This window comes from Intestinimonas sp. UBA1698 (assembly GCF_002320075.1).
GTDB classification, from domain to species: Bacteria; Bacillota; Clostridia; order Oscillospirales; family Oscillospiraceae; genus Intestinimonas; species Intestinimonas massiliensis.
This window is the reverse complement of the sequence record NZ_DCJO01000042.1, coordinates 46,775-71,606: the sequence shown is the minus strand read 5'-3', so window position 1 is coordinate 71,606 and position 24,832 is coordinate 46,775. Positions and strand designations below refer to the sequence as shown.

General features: G+C 60.8%; 28 protein-coding genes and 2 tRNA genes. 7 read left to right on the top strand and 23 right to left on the bottom strand.

Annotation, left to right across the window (positions count from 1 at the left end; genetic code table 11):
- Positions 1 to 72 precede the first annotated feature (72 nt).
- The gene (locus B3H64_RS11495; protein ID WP_050618150.1) at positions 73 to 651 is read right to left on the bottom strand and encodes a hydrolase; all 579 of its coding nucleotides are present in this window, start codon (positions 649 to 651) and stop codon (positions 73 to 75) included.
- Between the two features lie 211 nt (positions 652 to 862).
- Between B3H64_RS11495 and B3H64_RS11490 the strand changes: the two genes are divergently transcribed.
- The 3 genes from B3H64_RS11490 (at position 863) to B3H64_RS11480 (ending at position 3,972) form a co-directional block, all read left to right on the top strand.
- Positions 863 to 954 (top strand) — tRNA-Ser (locus B3H64_RS11490).
- A 521-nt stretch (positions 955 to 1,475) separates the two neighbouring features.
- The gene (locus B3H64_RS11485) at positions 1,476 to 3,311 is read left to right on the top strand and encodes a TIGR03960 family B12-binding radical SAM protein (RefSeq protein WP_050618151.1); all 1,836 of its coding nucleotides are present in this window, start codon (positions 1,476 to 1,478) and stop codon (positions 3,309 to 3,311) included.
- On the top strand, positions 3,304 to 3,972 hold the full coding sequence (locus tag B3H64_RS11480; protein ID WP_286735258.1) for a TIGR03936 family radical SAM-associated protein: 669 nt from the start codon (positions 3,304 to 3,306) through the stop codon (positions 3,970 to 3,972). Before B3H64_RS11485 ends, B3H64_RS11480 begins: the two co-directional genes overlap by 8 nt.
- A 37-nt stretch (positions 3,973 to 4,009) precedes the next feature.
- Here B3H64_RS11480 and B3H64_RS11475 read toward each other — a convergent pair whose 3' ends face one another.
- Genes B3H64_RS11475 through B3H64_RS11465 form a run of 3 tightly spaced genes read right to left on the bottom strand, consistent with a single transcriptional unit; the run spans position 4,010 to position 6,257 of the window.
- Positions 4,010 to 4,636: a peptidoglycan-binding domain-containing protein gene (locus B3H64_RS11475; RefSeq protein WP_278893859.1), complete on the bottom strand. Its 627-nt coding sequence runs from the start codon at positions 4,634 to 4,636 to the stop codon at positions 4,010 to 4,012.
- Entirely contained in the window at positions 4,636 to 5,856 is a 1,221-nt protein-coding gene (locus tag B3H64_RS11470) for a peptidoglycan-binding domain-containing protein (protein ID WP_286735256.1), read from the bottom strand. The genes B3H64_RS11475 and B3H64_RS11470 overlap by 1 nt, the downstream gene beginning before the upstream one ends.
- Before the next feature lie 11 nt (positions 5,857 to 5,867).
- Positions 5,868 to 6,257, bottom strand: coding sequence for a spore cortex-lytic protein (locus B3H64_RS11465; RefSeq protein WP_286735255.1), 390 nt, complete (start codon positions 6,255 to 6,257; stop codon positions 5,868 to 5,870).
- A 123-nt stretch (positions 6,258 to 6,380) separates the two neighbouring features.
- On the opposite strand from B3H64_RS11465, the gene B3H64_RS11460 reads away from it, so the two are divergent.
- The 4 genes from B3H64_RS11460 (at position 6,381) to B3H64_RS11445 (ending at position 9,232) form a co-directional block, all read left to right on the top strand.
- Positions 6,381 to 7,562 (top strand): iron-containing alcohol dehydrogenase, encoded by a 1,182-nt coding sequence (locus B3H64_RS11460; RefSeq protein WP_286735253.1) that lies wholly within the window; start codon positions 6,381 to 6,383, stop codon positions 7,560 to 7,562.
- A gap of 26 nt (positions 7,563 to 7,588) precedes the next feature.
- Positions 7,589 to 8,734 carry a hypothetical protein gene (locus B3H64_RS11455; RefSeq protein ID WP_286735251.1) on the top strand — a complete coding sequence of 382 codons (1,146 nt, stop codon included), beginning with the start codon at positions 7,589 to 7,591 and terminating at the stop codon, positions 8,732 to 8,734.
- Between the two features lie 100 nt (positions 8,735 to 8,834).
- Positions 8,835 to 9,002: a hypothetical protein gene (locus B3H64_RS11450; RefSeq protein ID WP_195892321.1), complete on the top strand. Its 168-nt coding sequence runs from the start codon at positions 8,835 to 8,837 to the stop codon at positions 9,000 to 9,002.
- Positions 9,003 to 9,155: 153 nt separating this feature from the next.
- Positions 9,156 to 9,232 (top strand) — tRNA-Arg (locus tag B3H64_RS11445).
- Between the two features lie 128 nt (positions 9,233 to 9,360).
- On the opposite strand, the gene B3H64_RS11440 is transcribed toward B3H64_RS11445, so the two are convergent.
- From B3H64_RS11440 to B3H64_RS11350, 19 genes are all read right to left on the bottom strand, one after another.
- Positions 9,361 to 9,687 (bottom strand): hypothetical protein, encoded by a 327-nt coding sequence (locus B3H64_RS11440; protein ID WP_286735249.1) that lies wholly within the window; start codon positions 9,685 to 9,687, stop codon positions 9,361 to 9,363.
- Between the two features lie 20 nt (positions 9,688 to 9,707).
- A complete protein-coding gene (locus B3H64_RS11435; protein ID WP_286735247.1) occupies positions 9,708 to 10,697 on the bottom strand; it encodes a LysM peptidoglycan-binding domain-containing protein in 990 nt (329 codons plus the stop codon).
- 15 nt (positions 10,698 to 10,712) lie between these two features.
- A complete protein-coding gene (locus B3H64_RS11430) occupies positions 10,713 to 11,111 on the bottom strand; it encodes a hypothetical protein (RefSeq protein ID WP_195614821.1) in 399 nt (132 codons plus the stop codon).
- Positions 11,111 to 11,446 carry a hypothetical protein gene (locus B3H64_RS11425; protein WP_195614822.1) on the bottom strand — a complete coding sequence of 112 codons (336 nt, stop codon included), beginning with the start codon at positions 11,444 to 11,446 and terminating at the stop codon, positions 11,111 to 11,113. Before B3H64_RS11425 ends, B3H64_RS11430 begins: the two co-directional genes overlap by 1 nt.
- Positions 11,443 to 11,613, bottom strand: a complete 171-nt coding sequence (locus B3H64_RS11420; RefSeq protein ID WP_286735242.1) for a hypothetical protein — start codon at positions 11,611 to 11,613, stop codon at positions 11,443 to 11,445. The genes B3H64_RS11425 and B3H64_RS11420 overlap by 4 nt, the downstream gene beginning before the upstream one ends.
- A 7-nt stretch (positions 11,614 to 11,620) precedes the next feature.
- A complete protein-coding gene (locus tag B3H64_RS11415; protein WP_286735240.1) occupies positions 11,621 to 12,022 on the bottom strand; it encodes an isoaspartyl peptidase in 402 nt (133 codons plus the stop codon).
- A gap of 3 nt (positions 12,023 to 12,025) precedes the next feature.
- Entirely contained in the window at positions 12,026 to 12,655 is a 630-nt protein-coding gene (locus B3H64_RS11410; RefSeq protein ID WP_286735238.1) for a carbohydrate-binding protein, read from the bottom strand.
- 163 nt (positions 12,656 to 12,818) lie between these two features.
- Positions 12,819 to 15,527, bottom strand: coding sequence for a bacterial Ig-like domain-containing protein (locus B3H64_RS11405; protein ID WP_286735236.1), 2,709 nt, complete (start codon positions 15,525 to 15,527; stop codon positions 12,819 to 12,821).
- Positions 15,528 to 15,542: 15 nt separating this feature from the next.
- Entirely contained in the window at positions 15,543 to 16,112 is a 570-nt protein-coding gene (locus B3H64_RS11400; protein ID WP_286735235.1) for a phage tail protein I, read from the bottom strand.
- A complete protein-coding gene (locus B3H64_RS11395; protein ID WP_286735233.1) occupies positions 16,105 to 17,259 on the bottom strand; it encodes a baseplate assembly protein in 1,155 nt (384 codons plus the stop codon). Before B3H64_RS11395 ends, B3H64_RS11400 begins: the two co-directional genes overlap by 8 nt.
- Entirely contained in the window at positions 17,252 to 17,554 is a 303-nt protein-coding gene (locus B3H64_RS11390) for a hypothetical protein (protein WP_286735232.1), read from the bottom strand. Before B3H64_RS11390 ends, B3H64_RS11395 begins: the two co-directional genes overlap by 8 nt.
- A complete protein-coding gene (locus tag B3H64_RS11385; RefSeq protein WP_286735230.1) occupies positions 17,551 to 17,943 on the bottom strand; it encodes a phage tail protein in 393 nt (130 codons plus the stop codon). The genes B3H64_RS11390 and B3H64_RS11385 overlap by 4 nt, the downstream gene beginning before the upstream one ends.
- Before the next feature lie 12 nt (positions 17,944 to 17,955).
- The gene (locus B3H64_RS11380; RefSeq protein ID WP_286735228.1) at positions 17,956 to 18,468 is read right to left on the bottom strand and encodes a hypothetical protein; all 513 of its coding nucleotides are present in this window, start codon (positions 18,466 to 18,468) and stop codon (positions 17,956 to 17,958) included.
- 10 nt (positions 18,469 to 18,478) lie between these two features.
- The gene (locus B3H64_RS11375) at positions 18,479 to 19,777 is read right to left on the bottom strand and encodes a phage late control D family protein (protein ID WP_286735226.1); all 1,299 of its coding nucleotides are present in this window, start codon (positions 19,775 to 19,777) and stop codon (positions 18,479 to 18,481) included.
- Complete coding sequence (locus B3H64_RS11370) at positions 19,774 to 19,986, bottom strand: tail protein X (protein WP_286735225.1); 213 nt, start codon at positions 19,984 to 19,986, stop codon at positions 19,774 to 19,776. The genes B3H64_RS11375 and B3H64_RS11370 overlap by 4 nt, the downstream gene beginning before the upstream one ends.
- 12 nt (positions 19,987 to 19,998) lie before the next feature.
- Positions 19,999 to 22,368, bottom strand: a complete 2,370-nt coding sequence (locus B3H64_RS11365; RefSeq protein WP_286735223.1) for a phage tail tape measure protein — start codon at positions 22,366 to 22,368, stop codon at positions 19,999 to 20,001.
- Between the two features lie 141 nt (positions 22,369 to 22,509).
- Complete coding sequence (locus B3H64_RS11360; protein WP_286735221.1) at positions 22,510 to 22,842, bottom strand: phage tail assembly protein; 333 nt, start codon at positions 22,840 to 22,842, stop codon at positions 22,510 to 22,512.
- Between the two features lies 1 nt (position 22,843).
- The gene (locus B3H64_RS11355) at positions 22,844 to 23,365 is read right to left on the bottom strand and encodes a phage major tail tube protein (protein ID WP_286735219.1); all 522 of its coding nucleotides are present in this window, start codon (positions 23,363 to 23,365) and stop codon (positions 22,844 to 22,846) included.
- A gap of 2 nt (positions 23,366 to 23,367) precedes the next feature.
- The gene (locus tag B3H64_RS11350; protein ID WP_286735217.1) at positions 23,368 to 24,828 is read right to left on the bottom strand and encodes a phage tail sheath family protein; all 1,461 of its coding nucleotides are present in this window, start codon (positions 24,826 to 24,828) and stop codon (positions 23,368 to 23,370) included.
- Between the last annotated feature and the right edge of the window lie 4 nt (positions 24,829 to 24,832).

Genomic DNA, 24,832 nt, shown 5'->3' with positions numbered 1-24,832 from the left:
GTTCGGTATTATGCTAATGTAACATATTATACCTTTGAATGCAAGGGATGAAACATGAACAGATTGTAACGCTTAGAGCGCGGCGGCCTCGGCTTCGACTTTGGCCTCGCTGTCCTGCATGGCGCGGAGTGTCATGTCCAGCAGCTTGTCCAGGTCCCAGCCCAGCAGGGCGGCTCCCTGGGCGATCACATCCCGGGAACAGCCGGCGGCAAACTTCTTGTCCTTAAACTTCTTTTTCAGAGACTTGAGCTCCATATCGGTGCAGCTTTTGGAGGGCCGCATGAGGGCCGCCGCGCCGATGAGCCCCGTGAGCTCGTCGCAGGCGAAGAGCACCTTTTCCATCTCATGCTCCGGTTTGACGTCGCAGGCCAGTCCCCAGCCGTGGCTGGCGGTGGCGTGGATCAGGGCCTCGTCCAGACCGTGCTCCCGCATGAGGACCTGGGACTTGACGCAGTGCTCTTCGGGCCACAGCTCGAAGTCCAGGTCGTGGAGCAGCCCGACGGAAGACCAGAAGCTCGCTTCCGCGCCGTAGCCCAGCTCCCGGGCGAACCAGCCCATAACGGCTTCCACCGTCAGGGCATGGCGCAGGTGGAAGGGGTCCTTGTTATACTTCCGGAGCAGATCCAGCGCCTGCAAACGAGAGAGTTCCATATCTTTGACACCTCTTTGGAAAATGTACTTCCATTTATAGCATGTTTTGGGGCACAATACAATGGCCCGCAGTTTTTTCGCAAATTTTGAAAATTCCCTCTTGACGGGAGGGCAAAAGATGGTATAATAATCAATGCTGTTCGCCGCAGAGCACGCCCTCCGGCGGACCGAACTTCCCTGTATTCGCGAAAGATTGGATACAGACTCAGATGGAGTGGTATCGAAGAGGTCATAACGAGCACGACTGGAAATCGTGTGACGGTCAAAAGCCGTCCGAGGGTTCGAATCCCTCCCACTCCGCCAAAATCCCCGTAACCGCATGGTTACGGGGATTTCACATTTTTGGGACGCTTGCCGTGAAACAGGTATAAAAATAGAAGCACCGCTTCCCGCCCGGATCGTTCAAGCGTTACCGCCAATGACCCCACAAAAGCGTACCACAGTGCTTCTTTTGCCCCCAATATAGCAGATTCCCGCCGGGGGCATGCCCAGTCTGCCCAGGCGGGACCGGCTTCTGAAGGGCGCCGCAAAATAAGAAAATCACGCAGGGCATCAGTAGCTCATACGGGGCGAACCTGAAGTCTGCATGCCTGCGGGATGCATCGAAGGTAATCAGCTCACCCTCTTCCACCGCTGCGGAGCGGTCAGAGGTGTTCGAGCCAAAACCTTCTATGAATAGTATACCCCAGCCCGGCGGAGGAAGCAAGCAGAGAATTCCTTTGTAATTCCCCGTAGTGGAGCGCAGAGAGAAATTGGACTTGCCATTCCTTACTCCACAGGGTAAAATAATTCATTGACAAACAATGAGGCGCTGGAGGACTGGCATGGACAGGACAATGGAGATGATTCTCTCCCGGGTACAGAAGCCCGCACGGTATACGGGAGGGGAATACAACGCGGTGGTCAAGGACCGCCGGAGTGTAGACACAAGGGTAGCACTCTGCTTTCCGGATACGTATGAGATCGGCATGTCCAACTTGGGTGTACGCATCCTGTATGGACTGATGAATGAGCAGGAGGGCGTCTGGTGTGAGCGGGTCTTTGCCCCCTGGGGGGATATGGAGGCCGAGATGCGCCGAGAAGGGCTTTCCCTCTACGGGCTGGAGAGCGGCGACCCCATCTCGGGGTTTGACGTAATCGGCTTTTCCCTGGGCTATGAACTGGCCTACACCAATGTGCTCAATATGCTGGACCTGGCCGGGCTGCCCCTGCGCACGGCGGACCGAGGGGAGGAGAGTCCCCTGATCATTGCAGGCGGCACCTGCGCCTACAACTCCGAGCCCCTGGCGCCCTTTATCGACATCTTTTGCCTGGGTGAGGGAGAGGACGTGCTGCTGGAGCTGCTGGAGCTCTACCGCCGCGCCCGGAACGAGGGGTGGCGCAGGCGGGAACTGCTGGTAGCCGCTGCCCGTATCCCCGGCCTGTATGTGCCGTCGCTCTATGAGGTGACCTACGGGGAGGACGGCGTGGTGACCGCCGTCACGCCGACGGAGGGTGCGCCTTCCGTGGTGACCAAACGGATCGTCCAGGATTTTGAGCACTCCTATTTTCCCACCAAGACCATCGTGCCCTCCACCGAGATCGTCCATGACCGGGTGATGCTGGAGGTATTCCGCGGCTGTATCCGGGGCTGCCGCTTCTGCCAGGCGGGCTATGCCTACCGGCCGGTGCGGCCCCGTTCCCCCCAGCGCCTGCTGGAGCAGGGCATCGCCGCGTGCCGGGATTCCGGCTATCAGGAGATGACCCTGTCCAGCCTGTCCACCAGTGACTACCGGCCTCTGGAGGGCCTGTGCGACGGCCTGCTGGACTGGTGTGAGCCCCACAAGGTCTCGCTGTCCCTGCCCTCCCTGCGGGCGGACAACTTCTCCATGGGACTCATGGAGCGGCTCCAGCATGTGCGAAAGAGCGGGCTGACCTTCGCCCCGGAGGCGGGGACCCAGCGGCTGCGGGACGCCATCAACAAGAACGTCACCGAGGAGGATCTGCTCACCTCCTGCCGCACCGCCTTTTCCGGTGGGTGGAGCTCGGTGAAGCTCTACTTCATGCTGGGCCTGCCCACCGAGACCGACGAGGACGTGCTGGGCATTGCCGAGCTGGCCAGGAAGGTGCTCCAGGTCTGGCGGGATGTAACTCCCAACCGGCGCCGGGGCTGCCGCATCACGGTGTCCACCGCCTGCTTCGTCCCCAAGCCCCACACAGCCTTCCAGTGGGAGCCCCAGGTGGAGCGGGAGGAGTACCTCCGCCGGGTCAAGCTGTTGCGGGACAACATGCGGGAGAAATCCATCACCTATCACTGGCACGATCCGGAGACCAGCTTCCTGGAGGCGGTTTTTTCCCGGGGGGACCGCCGGCTGGCCGACGCCATCGAGGCGGCCTGGCGGGACGGGGCCAAATTTGATTCCTGGAGCGAGTATTTCAGCCTGGAGCGGTGGCTGAAGGCCCTGGCGGCCTGCGGCCTGGACCCGGCGTTCTATGCCAACCGGACCCGGAGCCGGGACGAGGTGCTGCCCTGGTCCTGCGTTTCCACCGGCGTGCGCACGGAGTTCTTGTGGCGGGAGCGGGAGTTGGCCTATCAGGCCAGGATCACCCCGGACTGCCGGAAGCAGTGCACCGGCTGCGGGGCGGACAAGCTCTATACGGGAGGTATCTGTGATGCCTGATCAGCGCATTTCCTTTTCCAAGACTGGGCGCGCCCGGTACATCTCTCACCTGGATTTGATGCGCACCTTCCAGCGGGCGTTTCTGCGGGCCGGGGTGCCCATCCGGCACACAGAGGGCTTTAACCCCCATGCCTATGTCTCCATCCCCCTGCCCCTGTCGGTGGGCTATTCCAGCGAATGCGAGATTATGGAATTCGGACTGATGGGGGAGGTGCCTTTGAGCGAGGTGCCCTGGCGGCTGACCCGAACGCTGCCGGAGGGTATTACGGTCCACCGGTGCTACGACGCCGCACGGCCCTTCAAGGAACTGTGTTATGTCAACTATATCATCACCCTGGAGTATGAGGCGGGGACCCCGGTGGGGGCGGAAAACGCCATCCGGGCCCTGTTGAGCCGGGACGCGCTGGTGGTGACAAAGAAGTCAAAAAAGGCCAAGTCAGGTGAGACGCAGGTCGATCTGATCCCACTGATCCACCGGGTGGACTATGAGGGACGCCGGGATGCGCTGACCCTGAACGCAGTGCTGCGGGCCCAGAACCCGGGCCTCAATCCGGCGCTCATTTTGGAGGCGATTGGGAGGGAGTGCCCGCAGGCGGCGCCGGACTATGTGAGCTATCACCGCAAACGGGTGCTCGACCAGGAGTTCCAGCCCTACGAGTAAAAAACGCCGCGTGCTGTTGTGAGCACGCGGCGTTTTTTTACCGGCAGAGGCCGCCGGGGCCGTCGGGCTCCCAGGGGAAGCCCCTGGTGTCCGGCGAGCGCTCCGGGTCGATCTGAGCTTCGGAAAAGCAGAGGGTATCCTCGAAGTTACGGGAGATATACATGCCGTAGAGGCGGCTCAGCATATCCCAGGTCAGTTTATCCAGCGCCCCGGTCTCGTCCAACCCGGCCCGGCGCTGGAGCCAGATCGCGTTGCGCACGGAGGCGCCGGTGTGCCGTCCGGTGACCGGGACGGGCTCGATGCCGGCCAGCACATGGGAGAGGGCCAGGAACATGGACTGGACCAGGTACATATGGACGCAGCAGTCGCCGGGCCGGGCGGTAAAGGCCAGGTCTCGGAAGGCCTGGACCGACCTGGGCGGAGCGGTGATCCGCAGGGAGGCGTAATAAGCGGTGACGATGGCGTCCCAGGTGCCGTTGTCCACCCGCCCGGTGACGGGGCGGCCGCTCTGGCGCTGGAAGCGCATGACCGCCTCCAACGTCTCCTCACCAAAGATGCCGTCGGGGATGAGACAGGGGATATTATGGTCGCAGTAGGAGATTTCCCGCAGCATGGCCTGGAGGCTGTGGATGGGAAGCCCCAGAAAATCTCGTTCGCTTCGCATCAGCTCCCACTCCTTTCCACATCCCGGTCGCCAAGGCGGAGCTCCCGACCAGGGAACTGGGTCATACGGGTGATCTGGGAATAGAAATCTGGATCGTTGCCCAGCCCTTGCAGCTCAGCGGGGAAGAGAATGTCATCGGACAGCACAGTGACGTCAATGCCCTCAAAGGCGGAGTAGAGGGCGTTCCAGGTGGCGGTATCCACCGTCCCGGTGACAGGAATTCCCTGGGCTGTTTGGAAGGAGCGGACCGCCTGGCGGGTGGCGGGACCATAGATGCCATCCAGTGTGACGAAGGGGATCAGAGGATCAAACTGGGCTAGGATGGAGAGAAAATATTGGACCATCAGCACCTGATTCCGGGGAGAGCCCTCGGACACCGCCTGCGGGGCCTGAAACGGAATGCCGAACATCCGCTGCCCCTCGCTGACCAGCTCGGACAGACGGTTTACCCCCACATAGAGGGAGACCAGCCGATACCAGGTGGCCTTGCCCACCACGCCGTCGGCGGTAAGGCCAAAGATCTCCTGGAAACGGCGGACGGCCTCCTCGGTCTGCTGGCCGAACACTCCGTCTACCGGCTGAATTTTAGGGATGGCAGGGTAGTTCTGGCCGATGCGGTTGAGCTCCGTTTGGACTACCACCACGTCGGGACCGGCTGCGCCCCGGCGCAGGGGCGAGCCGGGATAGGAGTTTTGGAGGCCCTGGACAGGGGCCTCCACTACCAGCTCGATGTCGTTTCCGTAGTATCGCCGCAGGATGGCCATGCTGTCCAGCCCCTGCTGGGCCAGCTCCTGACTGCCCCATTGGGACAGCCCGTCGCAGGTGACGGTGGTGCCATTGCAGAACTTGGCGGCCAGAGGCTCCACAAAGCCCTGACGGCGGATATAGTCGTTGAAGATATCGTCCACCAATCGGTCGATATTGTCAAAGATGTTGCGGCCTTTGATGAACTTCTGGTCCGTGGCGGTGGTGGAGGTGATCTGGAAGGGATAGCCGCGGCTGACGTAGTATTCGGTGTAGACCCGGTTCAGGGCGAAGGAGATCTGCGCCAGAATATTGGCGCGGAGCGCCGAGAGCTCCCAGGTGGGATAGATCTCGCTGGAGGCTACATTTTTGATGTAGTCGGCGAAGGAGACGGTGACGTTTTCCGCGCTCTGGCTGGCGGGGCCCAGGTGTACGGTGATAAATTCGGGGACATAGGGGATGACAACAGGCGCCATGTGATTCTCCTTTACAGAGGCTGCGGCGTCACCGCAACGGTGCTGGTCATATCTGCCGGGTCGGGGTGTTCGGGCAGGGGGATTAGCTCGGCGTCCTGAAGCGTCTCCACTCCGGAAAAAATTTGCACATTTTCGACACGCAGCATCTGAAAATCCGGATGCTCGACCTGGATGTCACAGGTGGCGTAAGGATGCTCTGGGCCTGGGTGCGTGCTCCCGGCGGCGGCGGGGGCGGGGATGGATATCGGCTGGATCAGCCCGCTCTCATCCGTCACCCGAAGGGCAATGAGATCGCTGCGACCGTCCTGGGTAGGGCGGGTGAGGGCTACGCTGGCGTCGGGTACCGGGATCTGGGCCCGGGAGGTGTACACCCGGACGAGGACGCTGCCTTGCTCTTCCACATTGGACTCCTCCTTCTTTTTCATGCTCGATCCAATTTATGCGCAGACGAAGAAAGAATTGCAAGAAAAGAAGGGGTATAGTATACTGAATTTAAAACGGAGAAAAAGAAAGAGGTGCGCAGTATGCAGGCATTTACCTATCAGGTACCCACGAAGGTGATATTCGGGAGGGAGACGGAACAGCAGGCCGGGCCGGCGGTGCAGGCGGAGGGCGGCTCCACGGTCCTGGTGCTCTATGGCGGCGGCAGCGCCGTCCGGAGCGGGCTGCTGGGCCGGGTGACGGCCTCCCTGACCGGGTGCGGGCTGCGCTGGTACGCCAAGGGTGGTATCCAGCCCAACCCGGTGCTGCGCTTCGTCTGCGAGACCTTGGAGGAGTACCGGGACAAGGAGATCGACTTTATTTTAGGCGTGGGCGGCGGCAGCGTACTGGATACGGCCAAGGCGCTGGCTGCGGGACTTCCCAGGCCGGAGGTCCCGGTCTGGGACTACTATTCCGGAAAGGAGAAGCCCATTACAGCAATTCCGGTGGGGGCCGTGCTCACCATTGCCGCGGCGGGCAGCGAGACCAGCGACTCCACGGTCCTCACCAACGAGGCCACCCAGGAGAAACGGGGCTTTAACGCAGAGTGGAACCGCCCGCGCTTTGCCATTCTGAATCCGGAGCTGACCTATACACTGCCGCCTTATCAGACGGCCTGCGGCGTGGCCGATATCCTGATGCATACGCTGGACCGCTATTTTTCCGACGTACAGGGCAATGAGCTGACCGACGCGCTGGCGGAGGCCATTCTGCGCACGACCGTCCGGTTCGGGAAGACCGCCCTGGTCCGACCGGACGATTATGAGGCCCGCTCGGAACTGATGTGGTGCGGGAGCCTGTCCCACAATAATTTGACCGGCCTGGGCCGGACCAAAGATTTTACCGTCCACCAGCTCGGCCATGAGCTCTCAGGGCGGTACGGCATGGCCCACGGAGCCAGTCTGGCGATTATGTGGCCCGCCTGGGCCAGGCAGGTGTGGACCCGCGACCCCGCCCGCTTTGCCCGTCTGGGCCGGACCGTGTTCGGCGTATCGGAGGAAGACGACGGGCAGGCCGCGCTGGCGGCCATCGCGGCGGTGGAGGCCTGCTTCCGGGACCTGGGGCTTCCCGTCAGCCTGGGGCAGTCGGAGGCCGGCGTAATCCCAGAGGAGGAGCTGGAGGCGCTGGCCCTGGGGTGCTCCCGCGGTCGGAGCCGTAGCGTGGGCAGCTTCTGCCCTCTGGACCACGACGGACTGCTGGCGGTCTACCGGGCCGCCAATCACTGAGCCCGCGGCGGCAGAAGGAGTAACCCATGATGAGAAAACAGGCGGCGGCGCTGCTGCTGGCCCTGACCCTGTTGGGCGGCGCCGTCACTCTGGCGGTCTCCGGCGGCACGTCCGGAGACCCGCTGGTGTCCAAGAGCTATGTGGATGGGACATATGTGCCCGCGCTGACGGCCCGGGCGGAGGAGCGGGCCGCCAAGCGCCATGAGGAGACCTATGCCGCGGCGGCGGACCGGCTGGAGGCCGAAGCAGACCTCTATGCGGCCCGTGCGGGGGTGCTGACGGGAGAGGGCAGCTATCATGCCGCCTTTACGGACATTCGGCTCAAGCAGGGGGATGTGGTGCAGGTGAGCGCCGGCTCGGGCTTTTTGCTGCTGGCGGGGGAGGCCTCGCTTTCCTGTCCCTCCGGAAAGGTGCTGGACCTGTCCAACGGCTGGGAGAAGTCTACTGGGGCCCTGACTCTGGATCGGCGCTACCTGGCGGTGGAGAACACCGTGGCCGCTGTCACGGTGACGTCGCCCACGGCGGTGCTCTCGCTGGAGGGCTTCTACCGCCTGACCGGGAGCGGCGCCACAGACTATAACGCCCTGGCGGACGCCATGAAGGCCCTGGGGCTGTTCAAAGGGAGCGATACCGCCTATGGCTCCGGCTATGACCTGGAGCAGCCGCCTACCCGCATCCAGGGTCTGATTATGTTTCTGCGGCTGCTGGGGGAGGAGGAGACGGCGCTGGCCACCACGGCCCAGAACCCCTTTACCGACGTCCCGGCCTGGGCCGGGCCTTACGCGGCCTACGCTTATGAAAAGGGGTACACCAAGGGGGTGGACAGTACCGCGCGGCTGTTCGGCACCGACAGCGCCATCAAGGCCGAGGAGTACATGACCTTTGTGCTCCGGGCGCTGGGCTATCGGGACTCCGGCGAAAGTCCGGACTTTATCTGGGATGCATCCCTGCAAAAGGCGCAGGAGCTGGGTGTTCTCACCGCCGGGGAGTACCGGCTGCTGGCGGAGAGCCGCTTCCTCCGGGCCCAGGTGGTTTATGTCTCCTACTTTGCCCTGGACGCTGCGTACAAGGAGGGGGGAACTCTGCTGGCCCGTCTGGAGAGCTCCGGCACCCTGGACCCTGATGCGGTCCGTCAGGTCCGGTCGGGCGTAACGGTCTCCCGTCTGAACTAAATCGAAATTTTTGAAGCGCCGAACCAAACCGTACCTGATACATAAGATGGAGTGAGGCCGCCAACGGCGGTCCGACATCTAAATCAGGAGGTACTTCATTATGGGGTTTAACGGTTGCGGTTGGGGCGGCGGCGGCTGCCTGTGGATCATCATCATCCTGATCGTCCTGTGCTGCTGCTGTGGCGGCGGAAACTGGGGCGGCTGTGGCTGCAACAATGGTTGTGGCTGCAATGGCGGCTGTGGCTGCAACAACGGTTGCGGCTGTTGATGATCTGACACATACCATAGCCAGATGGCGCGGGCGGGGCAATATTGCCCCGCCCCACATTGCGCAAAAAAAGAAAAATAACGCTTGCATTTTCCATTTTGATGTGCTAGAATAATCTAGCTGTCAGGGAGAGACAAGCCTGACAAGCGATTTGCGGCTGTAGCTCAGTTGGATAGAGTGACTGGCTACGAACCAGTAGGTCGGGGGTTCGAATCCCTTCAGCCGTACCAAATGCGGGGTTATCCGAACACATTGTATTTATTTTCGTAAACGGTTTTTTCGGTTGCGTAATAAATCGTGAATGATAGCCCTAAAACAGAAAATCCCCCGGCACCGCGACGGTGCCGGGGGGGATTTTTTATTTCTTCCATTTGGTGATCTGCTCCAGGGCCTCCCGGAGTTTATCAAATCCGAACATAGCCGCATAACAGACGAACACGCCCAGGGCCACGGCCCCGGCCACCATGTACCAGGTGACGGCCCAACCCATGATCTGGCACACGGCGAAGAATACCAACAGCGTCACCGTCATGGCCACGATAAAGGCCAGGATGTTGGTGGGGATCTTGTCCCAGGTCAATTTTTTAAGCACCTGCACAATGATGTTGGTGGCCACGGTCAGGATCAGGGCCGCCAGCAGGATGGCAGAGATCGCCATGGGGATATACTGCATAATGGTTTCCATGTCTTTGTCCTCCTATGATTTTATTTCACAGCCCCACCCAGGGCGCACAGGAGCGCCCCCAGGCTGGGGAATGTGCCGTAATTGGCCAGCCAGTAGTCCGGCGTATTGATCACGCCAGCGGCCACCAGGGCCGCCACGCCCTCCTCCGGTGTGGCCGTCCGTGTCCCGGCCTTGGTGATCTTCTCCGCCGCCTTAGTCAGCAGAATGTCCAGGTATTTGACCTTGCCGGAGGCTGCGGCCTGCGCCCAGTAGTCCGGGGAGTTGATCACGCCCAGGCGGGCCAGCTTGGCCGTGGCGGCTGCCGCCGCCGTCAAATAGATAACCTGCCCCACATGGATCAGGTTGGGGTTTTTGATCCCGTTGATCTCCGCCAGGGCCTCCACCGTGGCGCCGTATTTCTTGGCAATCTTGCCCAGGGTGTCACCGGCCACGACGGTGTGAGAGGTGACGGCCTGGGGCGTTGCCTGGGGTGCTGCCGGGGCCTCCGCCGCGCTGATCTTCTTTGCAATCGCGGCAAAGTCAGGGCAGATAAACCCACGAATATATTTCCCGTTCACGGCCATGGTGCGCTTGCCCACCTTGCCGCCGGACATATTGCCCTCGGTGACGGTGAACTTTCCGCCGCCGGTGGCGGTGACAATACCGATATGGTCCCCGGCTCCGGTGCAGTCCCCCACGCCATTGTCGTCCCAGTCGTACACGCAGGCGTCCCCGATCTTGGGGGTGTGGGCGTCGTCCTCCACCCAAATGCCCAGGCCCTTGGCCACCAGGGTGTATTTTTCCACCCCGCACTCGGTCCCGGTGTACTCTGCGATCCCGGCCTTGATGTATGCCGCGCTGGCGGTGGTGGCGCAATAGGCGTCCGTCACTTTCACGGTGTAACCCCTGGCCAGCGGGCGGTGGGTGTTGTAAATCTCCAGGATCTCCAGGTGCTTGGCGCTGCCTTTGGTGGCGCCCACCCATGCGTTGATAATGTCGGCAACTTTCTGCCGCAGTTCGTTTTCTGTCATTGGTATAACCTCCGATCACACGCCAACGTCCGGCGGTTCTTCTCGCTCCACGGGCGCCTCCGGGGCGCCCTGGGCGCTCCCGCTCGGTGCGCCGGCCTTTTCCTTGCTGGTCTTGATCCAGCCCATCACGCCGTTTTCCAGGCCGCAGACGCCAAACACACAGGCCGTCAGGGTGGTGGGTTCCGCGCCGGTGTGCCAAAATACCGCCAGATCGGCCACGGTGTAGGCGATCAGCACCACGGCTTCCAGGATCAGCACCTTGTCCATGACGCCCATTTTCCCCTTTTCCCCGCGCAGTTGGCGGCGCAGGTCCCGGACCTTATGCCGGAGGTGGCGCAGGGCAGCGCGGGCCAGGAGAACCCCCAGCGCCGCGCCGATGGCCCAGGCCACGACGGCCACAATAATGGTTTTCATCATGCCGCCACCGTCAGCAGGTAAATGATCCCTGCGCCCAGGGCCGTGACAAGCGCCCCCACAATGCCGTAAATGATCTTTTCCACCATGCCGTCCCACCGCTTCGCTGGTTTCTGCTCGATGGTTTCCACCTTGGCGTCCAGCTTGGCCACGTCGGCCTTGATCTCCGCCATGGCGGTGGTCTGGTGCTTTTGCTCGGTGGCCATGACCTCCACGGCGGTGGCCAGCCTGTTCACAGCGTCGATCTGCCCGGCCAGTTCATTGATCCGGTGGGTGTTGGATTTGCTCCGGGCGTCAACCTCTGTCAGCTTCACGGCCATTTCTTCCTGGTTCACCGGGCCACCTCCCCCATGGCGGTGGCGTAGTCCCGCCGAACCGCCGCCATTTCCTCCTCATACCGGAGGGCGTCGCGCTGGCCCAGCTGCTCCGCCATGGCCTTGGTGATCTCGTTCTGTCGGTCAATGATCTGGCAGAGATCCGCCACCAGTTTCATATAATCCATGGCAGCGTCACCCCCTCGCACCGATCAGCCCGGCGACGTGTTCCAGGTCTGCCAGGTCCGCCTCGAAAAAGGTGTGACCCCACAGCCAGAAATCCACATGATCCGGGTGGCGTAATTTCTGCGCTTCCGGGTCACTCCACAGGAGATCCCACCGCATTTGATGGCCGGCGTCTTTCTTCTCCAGCTTGGCCGTGATGGCGTCGATCAGGGCGCCGCGGGTCTTGCCGTTTCCGTCGTCGTTTCGTGCAAAATAGCGGTGTGCGCTCTCACTGGTTGCCGCGCATAGCGGGCGGCCATTATGCACAAGAAACCCGTCCACAGCGTCCACAGGGGTGCCATACGGGAGGTTCACGGGGCCGTTGATACTCACAAACCGCGCCCGTTTTCTTACGATGTAGGCAGCGCCCACGGCTTACACCTCCGTTTCTTCCGTCGCCTCGGTCCAGCCGTATACGCCGGGTTCCCACACGTTACTGGCCACGGTGCTGATCCAATGCCTTCCGTTGTGTGACACCTTGGCGTCTTTGCTGTATGCGTCATGTGCGCCCACCGGCTGGGACCACTCCGGCCATTCCTCCGCCGGGTCGGAAACCGGCGTCCACAGGCTTGTGGCCGTGTCCGGCGTCCAGTCTGCTTGTGACGTGTGGGCCTGTACGCATTTATACAGTTTCCCGTCTGTGTACCTGCGGATCTGGCCCACGGTGTAGGCCACAGGCACCGCCCAGGCGGCGAACAGATCCGCGTGTTCCGCCGCCGTTGTGGCGTCCACGCTGCCCGCCTCCGCCATGGTGACAAACACGATCCCCGTGGCGTCGGCGGCTTTGGAAATTTCCGTGCCTGCGTCGGTTTCCTCCAACATGACCGTGATTTCCGCCCCCTCCATGTCAGGGCGGCCCAGGAGGTGGTAAACAGTGCCGTTGTACGCGATCCCCGTGGCCTCCGCCTCCGGGCACAGCACAAAACAGCCGTTTGCCGCCTGCTTGATGTAGTTTGGGGCCTCGGTCATGGCCAGGGTTTCCCCGTCTTTTGTGATCTTGAACATGGGTTACACCTCCGTTTTGAAAATCGTATAGAATAGCCACCGCAATTTCAGCACCCTGCCGTGATCGTTGAAGTATTCTTTCACCTTACGGGTTTTGTTTCTCTCTCCGGGGTTCCCAACCACTTACGTGGGCGGGATGGGGGCGGGATCATCCTGCGGGGGATTAGGCGGCAAAGCCGGGCCGCAACCCACCAGAAGTGTTAGCGGTACTGTTGCCGTAGGTGCCATCAGTCCAAACAATCATGAAACTGTAATGGTAGCTGCAATGAGGAGAACGAAGGCCCCACCAAACCGCCGTGGACACGGCGGAATGTTTATAAGCAACCTTACTGTTACCGGCCTTATAGTAATCATACTGAAGCTGATAATTTTGTTCATAGGTATTCGCATAATATCTGGCTCCGAATACCTCAAATTCCGCCAAGTCAAACAGATAATCAGTGGTAGCATTCACATTGCTTTGAACATTACCGCTTCCGTTTGCCACATTGTCGGTGTATTTGGTCACAGGTTGCATCACGGCCCGCAAGTCAGAAGGAAGCGCCGCCATAAGGCTGTTAGAAACCGGGCTGGTGGGGGTTCCACTATTCCCGTACAGGGTAGAACGCTTATAGCACGATTTCCAGCCGCCATTATTGATGTTTGAAGTGTTCCAGTTGAAATAACCAGAAGCTGTCTGGTCGGTGTTATATTGGGCATCACACAGGGCAACCGGGGTGGTTCCAATTTTTCCAATCTGGAAGTGAATTCGGTTGCTTCCTTCTCTGGAAGCGTTGTGATTGAAGCCCAAGATGAAAACATTGATGGAAAGATTGCTGAAGGTGGTGTTGCCAACCTTGCCGTTGATCGTGATACCCTTGGCGTCGCCCACGCTCCAGTAATTGGCCGCCGTGCCGGTGTCGGACACGGCGCGGATCGTTGCCCAGCTGTTGGAGGCCAGGGTGCTGGAAATGCTGGTGACGGTCACCGGGGTGGTGGTCGTCTTGGTCACGCCGTCCTCGGTATAGCTGACGGTGACCGCCGTGGTGCTGGCCGCCATGATGGTGGGGCTGCAGGTGTAGCCGGTGACGGTCTTGGTACTTCCGTCCGCCATGGTTGCGGTGACCACCATTCCCGCGCTGTCGAATATTTCACCGGTGAAATAGGCGGTTTTTGTTGGTGCGTGGGTGATCGCGATACTGGAAAGGTAATTGCTCACGGTAATGGCCTGGGTGCAGGTCTTACTCACGCCGCCCTCCGCGTATGTAATCGTGATGGTGGCATTAGACAGCCCCAGGGCACCGGTGGGCGAATAGGTCCAGCCGGTCACCACGCGGGTGGCGTTGTCCGAATATTTGGCGGTAATCACCATTCCGGCGCTGCTGAACTTCTCCCCGTACTTGTAGGCGGTTTTCGTGGGCGCCGTCGATACGGTAATGCTGGACAGGGTGCGGATCGTGATCGCCTGGGTGCAGGTCTTGGTGACGCCGTTTTCCGTGTAGGAGATCGTCACCGCCGTGTCCGTCTTGGAAAGGGCACCGCTGGGGGTGTAGGTCCAGCCCGTCACGGTCTTTTTGGTCCCGTTGGACATGGTGGCCTCGATCACCATTCCCGCCGCGTTGAAACTCTCCCCGATGTAATAGGCGGTTTTGGTGGGGGCGGTTTTCACGGAAATGCTGGACAGTTCCAGGACCGTGACCGCCTGGGTGGTCGTGACCGTCACGCCCGCCCGCTGGTATTTGATCGTCACCGCCGTGGTGTTGGCGGCCATAACGGTGGGGCTGAACGTGCAGCCGTCGGTTACGTCCTCCGTGGTGCCGTCGGCATAGGTGGCGGTGACCACCAGGCCCGTTGGGTCGAATGTTTCCCCCACGTTGTAGGCGGTTTTCGTGGGTGCGTGGGTAACCGCCACGCTGGAGGTAATCACCAGATCCACGTTGTACTGCATGGCGCCGGTGACCTCCACCACGGCGCTGGCCGTGTGGCCGTTCAGGGTGGCCGTAACCTCCCAGGTGCCGGTGTTCTCCGGCAGGGAGAACTTAGTGGAACCCACGCCGTTCATGGTGGTTTCTCCGTCGGTGCAAACCACCGTTGCACCCGCGCAGGTCGTCACGTTGATACTGGCAGACTGGACGCCCAGGGCCTCCTTTAGCTTTTTCAGCGTGACCTTGCGATTTTGACCGGCAGAACCGGAGAAAAACGGAACCGTATCCGTCAGGGCCATGGCGTCGCTTTCCGTCAGCACCTGGGTGGGCTGCTGGTAGTCCACGCCCGCCGTGGCCTGGGTCACAACGGGGTTTCCCTCTGCGTCCTGTCCGCCTTTCAAAATGCCTTTGGCGGTGATCGCGTCCTGCTTCTTTCCCAGTTCCTTGTTGATCTTCTCGAAAAGGGCGTTGTGGGCGTTCGCGTCCTTGTTGTGCGCATCCAGGTCCGCCCCCGTCACCAGCACCTGCGAACTGGACAGGGTGCAGGACACCGTGGAGGCGTCGCCCACGATAATGGGCACGGTAATGTTTTTTTCCACCGTTTCCACCGACGCCACGGGGATAAAGTCCGCCGTGTCATAAGCGTTTTGGTAGCAGTAAAGAATGTCGTGGCTGCGGTCGTCGGGGTAATCAGGATCCGCCGCGAACACGCCGATTTCACGCCAGTAAAAACCCTCCTCCAGTTCGGCGTTGGAGAAATGGCCGGACACGTCGGCGTACTGCTCCGCGTTGTTCTTCACCGCGGCGTCGATAGTCACCACGGCGCTGACAAGGGCGGTCATGGCTGAAATTGATCCGGTGATCGTGCCGTTGCCCATCTGAATGGTTGTAAATGTGATCCCGGCGCCGCTCATGTTTTCGTAATACAGTGCTTTGCCGGCGTCGGTCAATTTTGGGGCCGCAAACATCGGTTTTTTACCTCCTTACAAAGTCGCCCGTTGGAGCGTGATAAAATCGCCTGTATGGACCCAATGGGCCACATACACCTCCGCCGCGTCGGTGGACAGGTCCAAAATGATTTCGTCCAGCCAGGCGGAAAGGCGCTTGACGGACCCCAGCACCCGTTTGAACTCCTCCACGTCGTCGGAGGTGATCGCCGGGTTGGTGGTGTACGCCTTGAAGTGGTAGGGGCTGCCGCCATATTCCCACCACTCCGAAATGTAGCCGGACCCGAAAATGGTTTCTATGATCCGTTCCACCGCCGCCGGGGTGCCCATCTGCGTGTAAAACAGCAGGGACCCCTCGATCAGCGCCCGTTTGACCTTGATGGAGTAATTTTCATCATAGGCCGGGGTGCGCAGTTCCACGGCCAGCAGGTCCAGGACCCGCTCCGGCATGGACTGGATCGCCGCGTAGGTCCGGGCGCTGTCGGCGTAGGCGCACAGCTTTTCAACCTGCCGCCCCACGGCGTAGGCAATCGCCTGGACCTCCGGCTGTTCTTTCAGGTTCTCCGGCATGGCTGCCGTAAACCGGCTGCCGTTTAATTTAATCATCTTCCAGCCCTCCATAACTGATCGTGGGGGTGCCGGATAGGGCGGAAACCTTGATGGCGTCCACCGTGGTGTATGTGGGGGCGGTGACGGTCACCCGCTTGGCCCCCGCCGCCATGACCAGGGCCACCAGCTTGGAGGGGTTAATGTCCCGCCCAATGGTGCGCTGCCAGGTCAGATAATCGGCCACCGCCGTCTGGACGGCCTCCTGGATGGCCACGGCCCTGGCGCTGTCGCTCCGGTTGATGTAATAGGTCAGATCCACGGTGTAGGTGACCTCTGCGGGGGCGGACACGTTCACCAGGTCGGTCATGGGCCGCCGCGTTTTGCCGGACAGATATTCCTTTAGGCCGTTGATCATTTCCGTGCCCGGTGTCTTGCCGTCGGCCATAATGAAAACAATATCAACCGTGCCCGCCGCCTGGTTGCTGGTGGCCACCACGTCGCCAATGGAGGGGTTGAACTGCTTGGCGTGGAACAGGTAACCGTCCTCCGGGCCTGCGGTGGAGTATGCGCCGGGCGCAAGGAAAATCCGCTCCGCCAGGTCGTCGTCGCTCTCCACGTCGGCTCCGCCCTCGGTGGCCGTGGTGTTGGTCACGCTGGCCACATAGGGCAGCGGATCCACCATGGTGGTCAGGTCACCCGCCGCCAGGTCGTTGCCCTCGGTGCCGGCGTCCGTGCAGGTGGCCGGCACGTCCACCGTGCTGCTGCCCGCCTGGATCTCCGCGTATTCGTCGGTAGCGAAATAGACGGAACCGCCAGCGGACACCCTGGTGCCTTTCGGGATGGCCGTGGCCACCTGGCGCACCGCCGAAATGGTAAAGCGCAGGGTGGTGACCGCCGCCGTGGCTGGGGACCTGGTAACGCCTTTCAGCAGTCCCAGGTTGTCCAGGAAGTCGGAATAGCTGTATTTCAGCAGGCTTTGTTTGCCCGCTCGGTCAATGTACTGGAACGCTTGGTAAACCTGCAGGCCCGTTGCGTACAGTATGCCCCGGTGGGGGCTGGATCGCGGCAGGGTCACGGTCTGGCCGGTGGCCTTGGTCATGTATTCCTCATAATCGGCCACCATTTCGTCCCGCACGTCCTCAATGGTCTTATTGTCAATGAAAGAAATGTCCGGGGCGTTTTTGACTGCGGAAAAATCAGGCACTTGTGATCACCACTTTCGGGGATAATTTCCCCTCCGCCGCGCTCCATGTGATTTCCTGGACCCGCACGGTGGGGATATACTGGGCCACCTTTTTGGTGACCTCCGCCGTGTAAAGGCTTTTCGCCACCTCCGGCGGCTTGTCCACAAAATCCATGTTGATCCCGAACTCCCGATCCATGGGCACGGTGCCCTCCCGCGTGGACAGCAGGAAAGCCAGCTGCCGGTCCAGGTCCGCCAGCCAGTCGGCGGCGAACGTATAGGCCAGTTTGAAGTCGTACAAAACGGTTTCGTTCATGTGTATTCCTCCAGGGTAATGGTGACGGTGGCCTTGCTCAACTCGCCCCGGCTGTAAACACGGTCCCACGTTTCACTGGAGGCCGTCAGGCGAAAGGGATTTTTCCCGACGGTCCGATGTCCGATCACCAAATATTCCGCCGTGCCGGCCTCCACCATGCCCTCTATGGCCTCCAGCACGTTCCTGGGCCTCACACCCATGGATGAGGAAAGGGTGATTGTCAGGCTCACAGACTGGTTTGCAGGCCCCAAAAACTCCGGCTTAGGCTTGCAGCCCAGCACCTCATGTTCCGCCCACCGGCTGGAAATATCGCGGGTCATGTCGTGGAACGTCATGGCCTTGTCGTCGCTTACCTCGAAAATAATTTTTCTCCCCAGTGTTCCGATCATGGGGTCACCTCCTTACTTTGGCGCGGACGTACTGCCGCCCAGGCTGTCGGTGTGGGTGTGGCTGATCAGGGACTTGCCAGCCGCCACCACGTCGCCGCTGGTGGTCACGCTTTGCGCGGTAATGGTGCCGGTTACGGTCAGGTTTCCCTTTACGGCCAGATCCCCGGTCACCTCCACGTTGCCGTCCTCCACCGCTTTGGCGGCCTTGATGGTCAGGACGCCGCCCTGGTAGCGGATCATGGCCTCGCCGGGGGTGCGGGCCAGGTCTTTGCGATAAAGGCCCGCCACGCCCTCCGGCGGCTTGTGTTTCCCGCTCCAGGGGCGTCCCAGGACCACCCCGGCCTCCGTGCCGTTGGAAAGGTGGAGGACCAGCACCATGTCCCCAGGCGCGGGCATATTGTATTCATCGGACAGCATAGGGATCTCACGGGTCACGCTGTCGTCCTTTTCGTGATACACCACCCGGACCATGCCGGCGGTGTAGTTGACAGAGGACACCTTGCCCAGTCTGATCTCGTTTTCCATTGGTTCCTCCTTACGGTGTCATGGCGTTGGCTGCGTTGATCAGCAGCGTGTCCAGCCATGCCACGGCGGTGTATTTTTTGGCCCAGTAGTCGGGGGAGTTGATTACGCCCGTATTGGTCAGGACCTCCAGGGCCTCCGGCACCGTCTTGACGCTGGTGCCGTGCTGGTTGACCTTGATCCGTGTGGCCATGTTCAGGATTAGGCCGCCCAGGCTGCCCACGTCCTTGTAATGGGCCACCCAATAGCTTGGGGTGTTCATAACGCCAACAGCGGCCAGCCGCTCGGTGGCGTCCTTGATCACTTCCTCGGTCATGGCCTCCACCAGGGACAGTTCCAGGTCCGTGGTGTAACCGCTGGATCCGGTGATGTGGTGGGCGGCGCTGTCAATGTAGTATTTGCCGGACAGCTTACCCAGGCCCACCACGGTGACGCATTGGGAGGCCACCAGATCCGGGCGGCCCTTGACGGTCAGGGACAGTTTGGTGGCGCCATGGTTCCCCTTGGCCACCGCCGCGTTGATCTTCCGCTCCGCGTCGGCCTGGCTGTCTGCCTTGCCGGACTGTTTCAGGATCCGGGTGCCGGTGCCCACGATGACCTTTATTTCCTCCTCGGTGTTGGGGTCCGTGTAGGTGTACTCCCCGCCGGTATAGGTTCCGGTCAGGTTTTTGGACCAACTCCAGGAGGTGATCTCATCCTCGGTGATCTTGGCCACGGGGTCCTTTTTCTTGTACGCCTCCCGGTCATAGACCACGATTTTTTGGGAATAGACTTTCATGGCCAGCCCGTAGGTGTCGCATAGGTCCATGTAAAACTCGCAATCAGTCTGCGCCGCCTGCTCCACGCTTTTGATCGTGAACGGTTCGCCCTCCACGTCCCAGGCCAGAGAAATACCGGCCCGCTTTGCGATCTCTTTCCCGATCTCCTGGATCGTCACGTCCTCCCAGGTCTTGGTCCGCTCGGTTGCCCGAAAACTGCCCTCTGCGGGCACGGACACGGCGGAAATATTCGCCACAAGCGGCCAGCCGGAATATTCGTAATTGTCCAGAATGAAGAAACCGCAGGGCAGGATCTTGGTGTCTCCCGCGCGGCTCCAGTCCTTGGCCTTTATGGTGGCGGTCATGGTGTCCCCCATAAGGGGGACCCATGCCGTGTTCCATTGGCGATCTCTGTCGTGCATGGTAATGTCCAGGGTGTCGGCCTCTCCGCTGGCCGGATCCGTGTAGGTGACCTCTGTTTCATACTTGGCCAGTTTCGTGGTTACCGCCGCGCCGTTGTAGGTGATCTCCACCTCCGCCTTTCGGGTCCTCATGTTTCAGCCCTCCAGAACGGCGCCGCGCTCGCTTCCGCGCCCTCCGGCGAGGCCGGGGTCTGGAGGACCACACCCGCGTCAAAAATGAACGTGTCCAGGTGCTTGAAATTGGCCTGCATAAGGAACCCGGTGTATTTCTCGGATCCGTAGACCCGAAGGGCGATCACGTCCCAGGCGTCCCCCTGCTGCGTTGTATAGGTGTTTGCCATGGCGTCCTCCTCTTATGCCGGGCTGAACTGCTTGCGCCGCTCCTCGGCTTTCATGCGCTCATACAGGCGTTTGAACTCTGCGAAACTCACCCGGCCAGCCTCCACGGCCTCCTCTTTGGTGGTGGGTCCGTAGAAGTTGAACACAGGGGAGAACTGGATCGGCGTGTCACCGCCGCCCTGGCCTCCGCCGCCGCTGGGCTTGGGCTTTTTGCTCCATTCATCCAGCAGGGCCGCCAGCTTGGATAGCGGCAGCACCGCCTCCGGCTCTCCGCCCTCTCCGATCATGGCCAGGGTGGGGGCCGTAGCCACGCCGCCAGCAGCCAACGCCGGAATGGTCGGAATATTAAAGCCCAGGGTTTTACCGCCCACGCCCGGCACCCAGTCCGGGATTGTCACGGAAATGCTGTTGATCTTGGAAAGCACCCAGTTAATTGCGGAGATAACCGCATTGATCGGCACCTTTGCCAGGTTCACGATCAGGCCGAACACGTTCCCAAAAATGTTGACTATGTTCTGCCAGGCGGCGCTCCAGTTGCCGGAAAACACGTTGTCAATGAAGCTGATAATATTGGAGAAAATCGCCTGGATATTGGCCCAACAGTCTTGTATGCTGGTCCATACACCGGACAGGACGGCGCCCAGCAGCGGGAACCGCTCCGAAATTGCGGAGATCGCCGCCGTCACCGCGCCGTCGATGTTCGCCCAAATGGCGCCGATCTTTGCGCCCAGTTCGTCGGCCTTGGCCTTTACGGTGTCCCAGTTTTTATAAAGCCAGACGCCAGCGGCCACCAGGGCCATGATCGCCATGACGGCGATCCCCACGGGGCTGGTCAGGAACTTCACGGCCACGCCCAGGGCCTTTGTGGCTATTGCCGCCGCCTTGGAGGCCACGGTGCTGGCCTTTACTGCCACGGTATGGGCCGCAACCGCCGCCGTGCTTTTCGCTTTCAGCAGCAGGTCCTTTCCCTCCAGCGCATACAGATAAAGCGTTTCCGCCTTGTCCTTTACCTTTGCCGCAATCAGGGCGGGCAGGTGACGCCCGGCCATGGCCATGACATACGCCTTGTGCAGGCTGGAAACGGCGTGGTATGCCGTCAGTGCCGTTTTGGCTGTCTTATAGGCCACAACGGTGCCCAGCACCGCGCCGCCGATCTTCAAAATGGTGTCCCGGTTCTCCCATGCCCATTTTGCCGCCTCGATCAGATGCGGGATCAGGACCCCCATCTGCGTGGTTACCTCCGGCAGGACCTCGTTGGCCAGATAGGTGAATCCCTCCTGGGCATAGGGCGCCAGCTGTTCGCCAATCGTCAGCTGCGCCTCCTGTACGGCGGACATAAAGATCTCCTTTGCGCTTTTCAGCGTGTTGGTGACCTGTCCGGCCATATTCATCAGGGCGCCGTCCTTGCCTTGCAGCTGGCCCTCCAGGTTGGCCCACGCGCTGGCCGCCCCGTCCGCACCCTGCGTTACGGCGTCCAGCAGATAGGACATTTCGGTGTAATAGTTGGTGCCTGCAATCTGCGACATATAGGCCGCCCTCTCCTCCGTGGACAGGTTGGCCATGGCTTTGGACAGGTCCCCCAGGACTGTTTCCAGGCCCCGGAAGTTTCCCGCCGTGTCGAACGCGGAAACTTTCAGCTTTTTCATTGCCTTAATTGCCGCGTCTTTGGAGGTCATGCGGACCAACATGGCGTTCATGGCCGTGCCGGCCTCCGCCCCCTTGGTGCCGTTGTTGGCCAGAATACCCAGGGCGGTGGAAAGGTCGGTCATATCCACCCCTGCGGTCCGTGCGGCACCGCCGCACCCTATAAATGCCTCCATCAGCATTTCCGCCGTGGTGTTGGCTTTGTTGTTGGTCTGGACAGCCAGATCCAAATACCCGGCCATATCTTCCACGCCCAGCCCCAGGGCCGACATACTATCGGTCACAAGGTCGCTGCACCGCGCAAGGTCCATCTGCGTAGCCTCTGAAAGGCGCAGGATCGGCTCCAGGCCGGCAATAGACTGTTGCGTGTTCCAGCCCGCCAGGGCCATGTAGCCCAACGCCTCCGCCGCCTCTGTCGCCGTTTTTGTGGTCTTTGAACCCATTTCACGGGCCGCCGCCTCCAGGGCTTTGTACTGCTCCTCATTGGCTCCCGCTATGGCTGCGGTGTTGGCCATGGCCTGCTCAAAGTCGGCGTATGTAGAAAGGGAGGTGGTCGCCACGGCAACCGCCGCCGACGCAGCGGCGGTCAGGGCCGTGGCGGCCACCTTTCCCGCTGCCTTGGCGCTCTTTCCCAGTTCGGAAAGATCCTTTTCTGCGTCCAGGCAGGCTTTTTTCATAGAACTGTCATACTTGCCAGCGATTTTCACCGCCAGTTCGTAGGTCTTACTTTTTGTTGCCATGCCCGGCCACCTCCTCCACAACGGTTTTTACAGTTTCCGCGATCTCGTTCAGGTCGTCTATTGACAACCCCATAAAATAGTCAAACCCGGTATGCAACTGCATGGACAGGGCCACACAGCCCTTTTTCAGCACGGCGGGGGTTAGTTGTCCCCATCCCCGCCGTACAGAAAACCCGTGACCACGTTTTTCAGCTTGATGGCCTCGCGGGCGGGAAGTCCCTCGAAGAACTCCACAGGGAGGCCGGACACCCGGGCCGCCAAATAGCAACTGTACCCCAGCGTCATTTCCGGCATGGGGGAAACCGTGCCGGTCTGCTGCAGGATCTTTCCCACGGCGTCCAGGTCTGCCGCCGTGGTATTCTCCAGGCCGTGCAGATCCACCTCCGTATATTCCTGCTGGTCAAACTTGTATGGCTTGGCCAATTTCAGCACCAGGGCGTCCTCCGCCGCTTTCTTTTCGTTCAGGTTCTCCATGTCAGCACATCTCCTTGATCTCCGCCAGCATATCCATGCCACGGATCTTAAATACTTCGTTCAGCTTGTCCAGTTCCACCATGCTTTCGCCCTCCAGTTCGATCAGGATATACAGGATCGAAAGGGTCACGGACGTTTCCATGGTGTTGCCGTTTTTCAGCTTGCCGGGGGTAAAACCGCTGGAGCGGCCACGGACCACAACGCGCATATCTCGGAAAACAATGTTTCCCTCGCTGTCCGTGGTCTGCTGGGCGCCCCGGATCTCCAGCTGGACGGCCTTGGTCATGTCCAGCATATCCACGGCGGCCTGATCCAGGACCCGGAAAGGCACGTCCATGGTCTGGTTGGTGAAATAACCCACGGTGGGGTCGTCGATCTCGCCCAGGATCCCGGCACCGCTGACGGTTTCGCTGGGGGTTTCAAACTTGGGCAGTTCCATTTCGTCGCCCCGTCCCAGCAACTTGTTTCCCTTGGCGTAGACGTTGTACTTGTTGATCTTGGTAGGGATAGATTTTTCACTCATTGTTAGTTACCTCCAAATGCCGCCTGCAGGGCGTCCACGTCGTACTCGCGGATATTTTCGATGTACTCCGCCGGAATGTAGGGGGCCAGGAACGTGTGGGTAGTCAAATGGCCGTTCAGCAGGTTGGTGACCGGGTTCTCGTCGCTGCGGAACTCCACCCGGTAGCCGGCGCAGTAGTCGCGGGCAACGTACCCGTTGCCGATAATGTTCTGGCTGTCCACGATGGACTGGATCAGGCGCTTGTTTCCGGGCTTGTCAACTTTCTGGAAATAAGTGCGGATGAAATTGTTTCCGTCCCAGTCAAAGAAACGCCGCACCGCCAGCCAGCGGTCTTTCGGATCCGTGGTGGAGGGATAGGCCGCCGTATTGTTGCCCCACAGCTTGAACCCGTTGGCGTTGATCGCGGTGATCACGCCGTTGGCGTTCAGCACATCGCTGGCCTGCTGCTGGTCCAGCACCACCTCGGTGCCGTCGTCCAGCACGGTGCCGGTGATCCGCAGGTCCTTATTGGACGGGCTTTCATAGGGCACGTCTGCGTTGCTGGCGTCGTTGTAGGCCGTCAGGGCCGCCGCCATGGCGGACATACAGTAAACCTTGTCGCCAATGGCCGCCTTGGGCCAGAAAGCCGCCGTATGGGTGCCGCTGGCTCCCATGGCCTCCTTGGCTCCCTTTACGTCGGTGTAGACCTTGGCGCCGTCGGATCCGGTGGAAATGTCCACATAGGTGCAGCAGTCGAAACAGCCGTTGATCGCCTCGGTCTTGGCCTGCAGGGCCGCGCACACCACGGCGTTGTCGCTCCATCCCGGGGCCAGCAGAATACCGGGGGTCATGCCCAACTTGGGGTAGATCTGGCGCACCAGTTCCAGGCCCGTTTCCTTGCCAGTGGCGGCGTCCACGCCGCCCACAATGTCGGTATAGGTCACGGCGCTGGGCTTAATGCTGGTGCTGGACACGGACAGGCTGGCGGCCTCTTTGGCTGCCGCAGACAGCAGAGTGATCACCACGGTGCCGTCGTCTGCGTGGGCTGCGGTGTAGTCGCTGCCCGCCACCAGTTCGGCAGAGTTGTTTCTCACCACCAGGGTGTCCAACATGACGTGCTGCTTTTCGTAGAAGATCATGCCGTCCGCCACGTCGCAGTCCTCCGCCGCGTTCTCGGTGGTGTGGGTCGCCTTGGTGGGGTCCAGCACGTTCACCAGGATAACGGGGGCGACATTGAACACGCGAAAACAGGCGTCAATGGACTGGCACAGGCTGAACGTCTTGAAGTCGTCGGAATAGCCCACGGCCTCCTGGCACTCCTTAAAGCTGTAACACAGCAGGGGGGTGTTGGCGGCCTTTTTCGGGTCCTTTGCCAGGTGGATTGGCGCAACGCCGAAAATGACCTGCAGGCCCGCGCTGCCCTGGATCGGGGTGGTCAGGCTGGTGTCCTGTTCGGAGTTGTAAACTCCATGAAAATAAGACATGGTT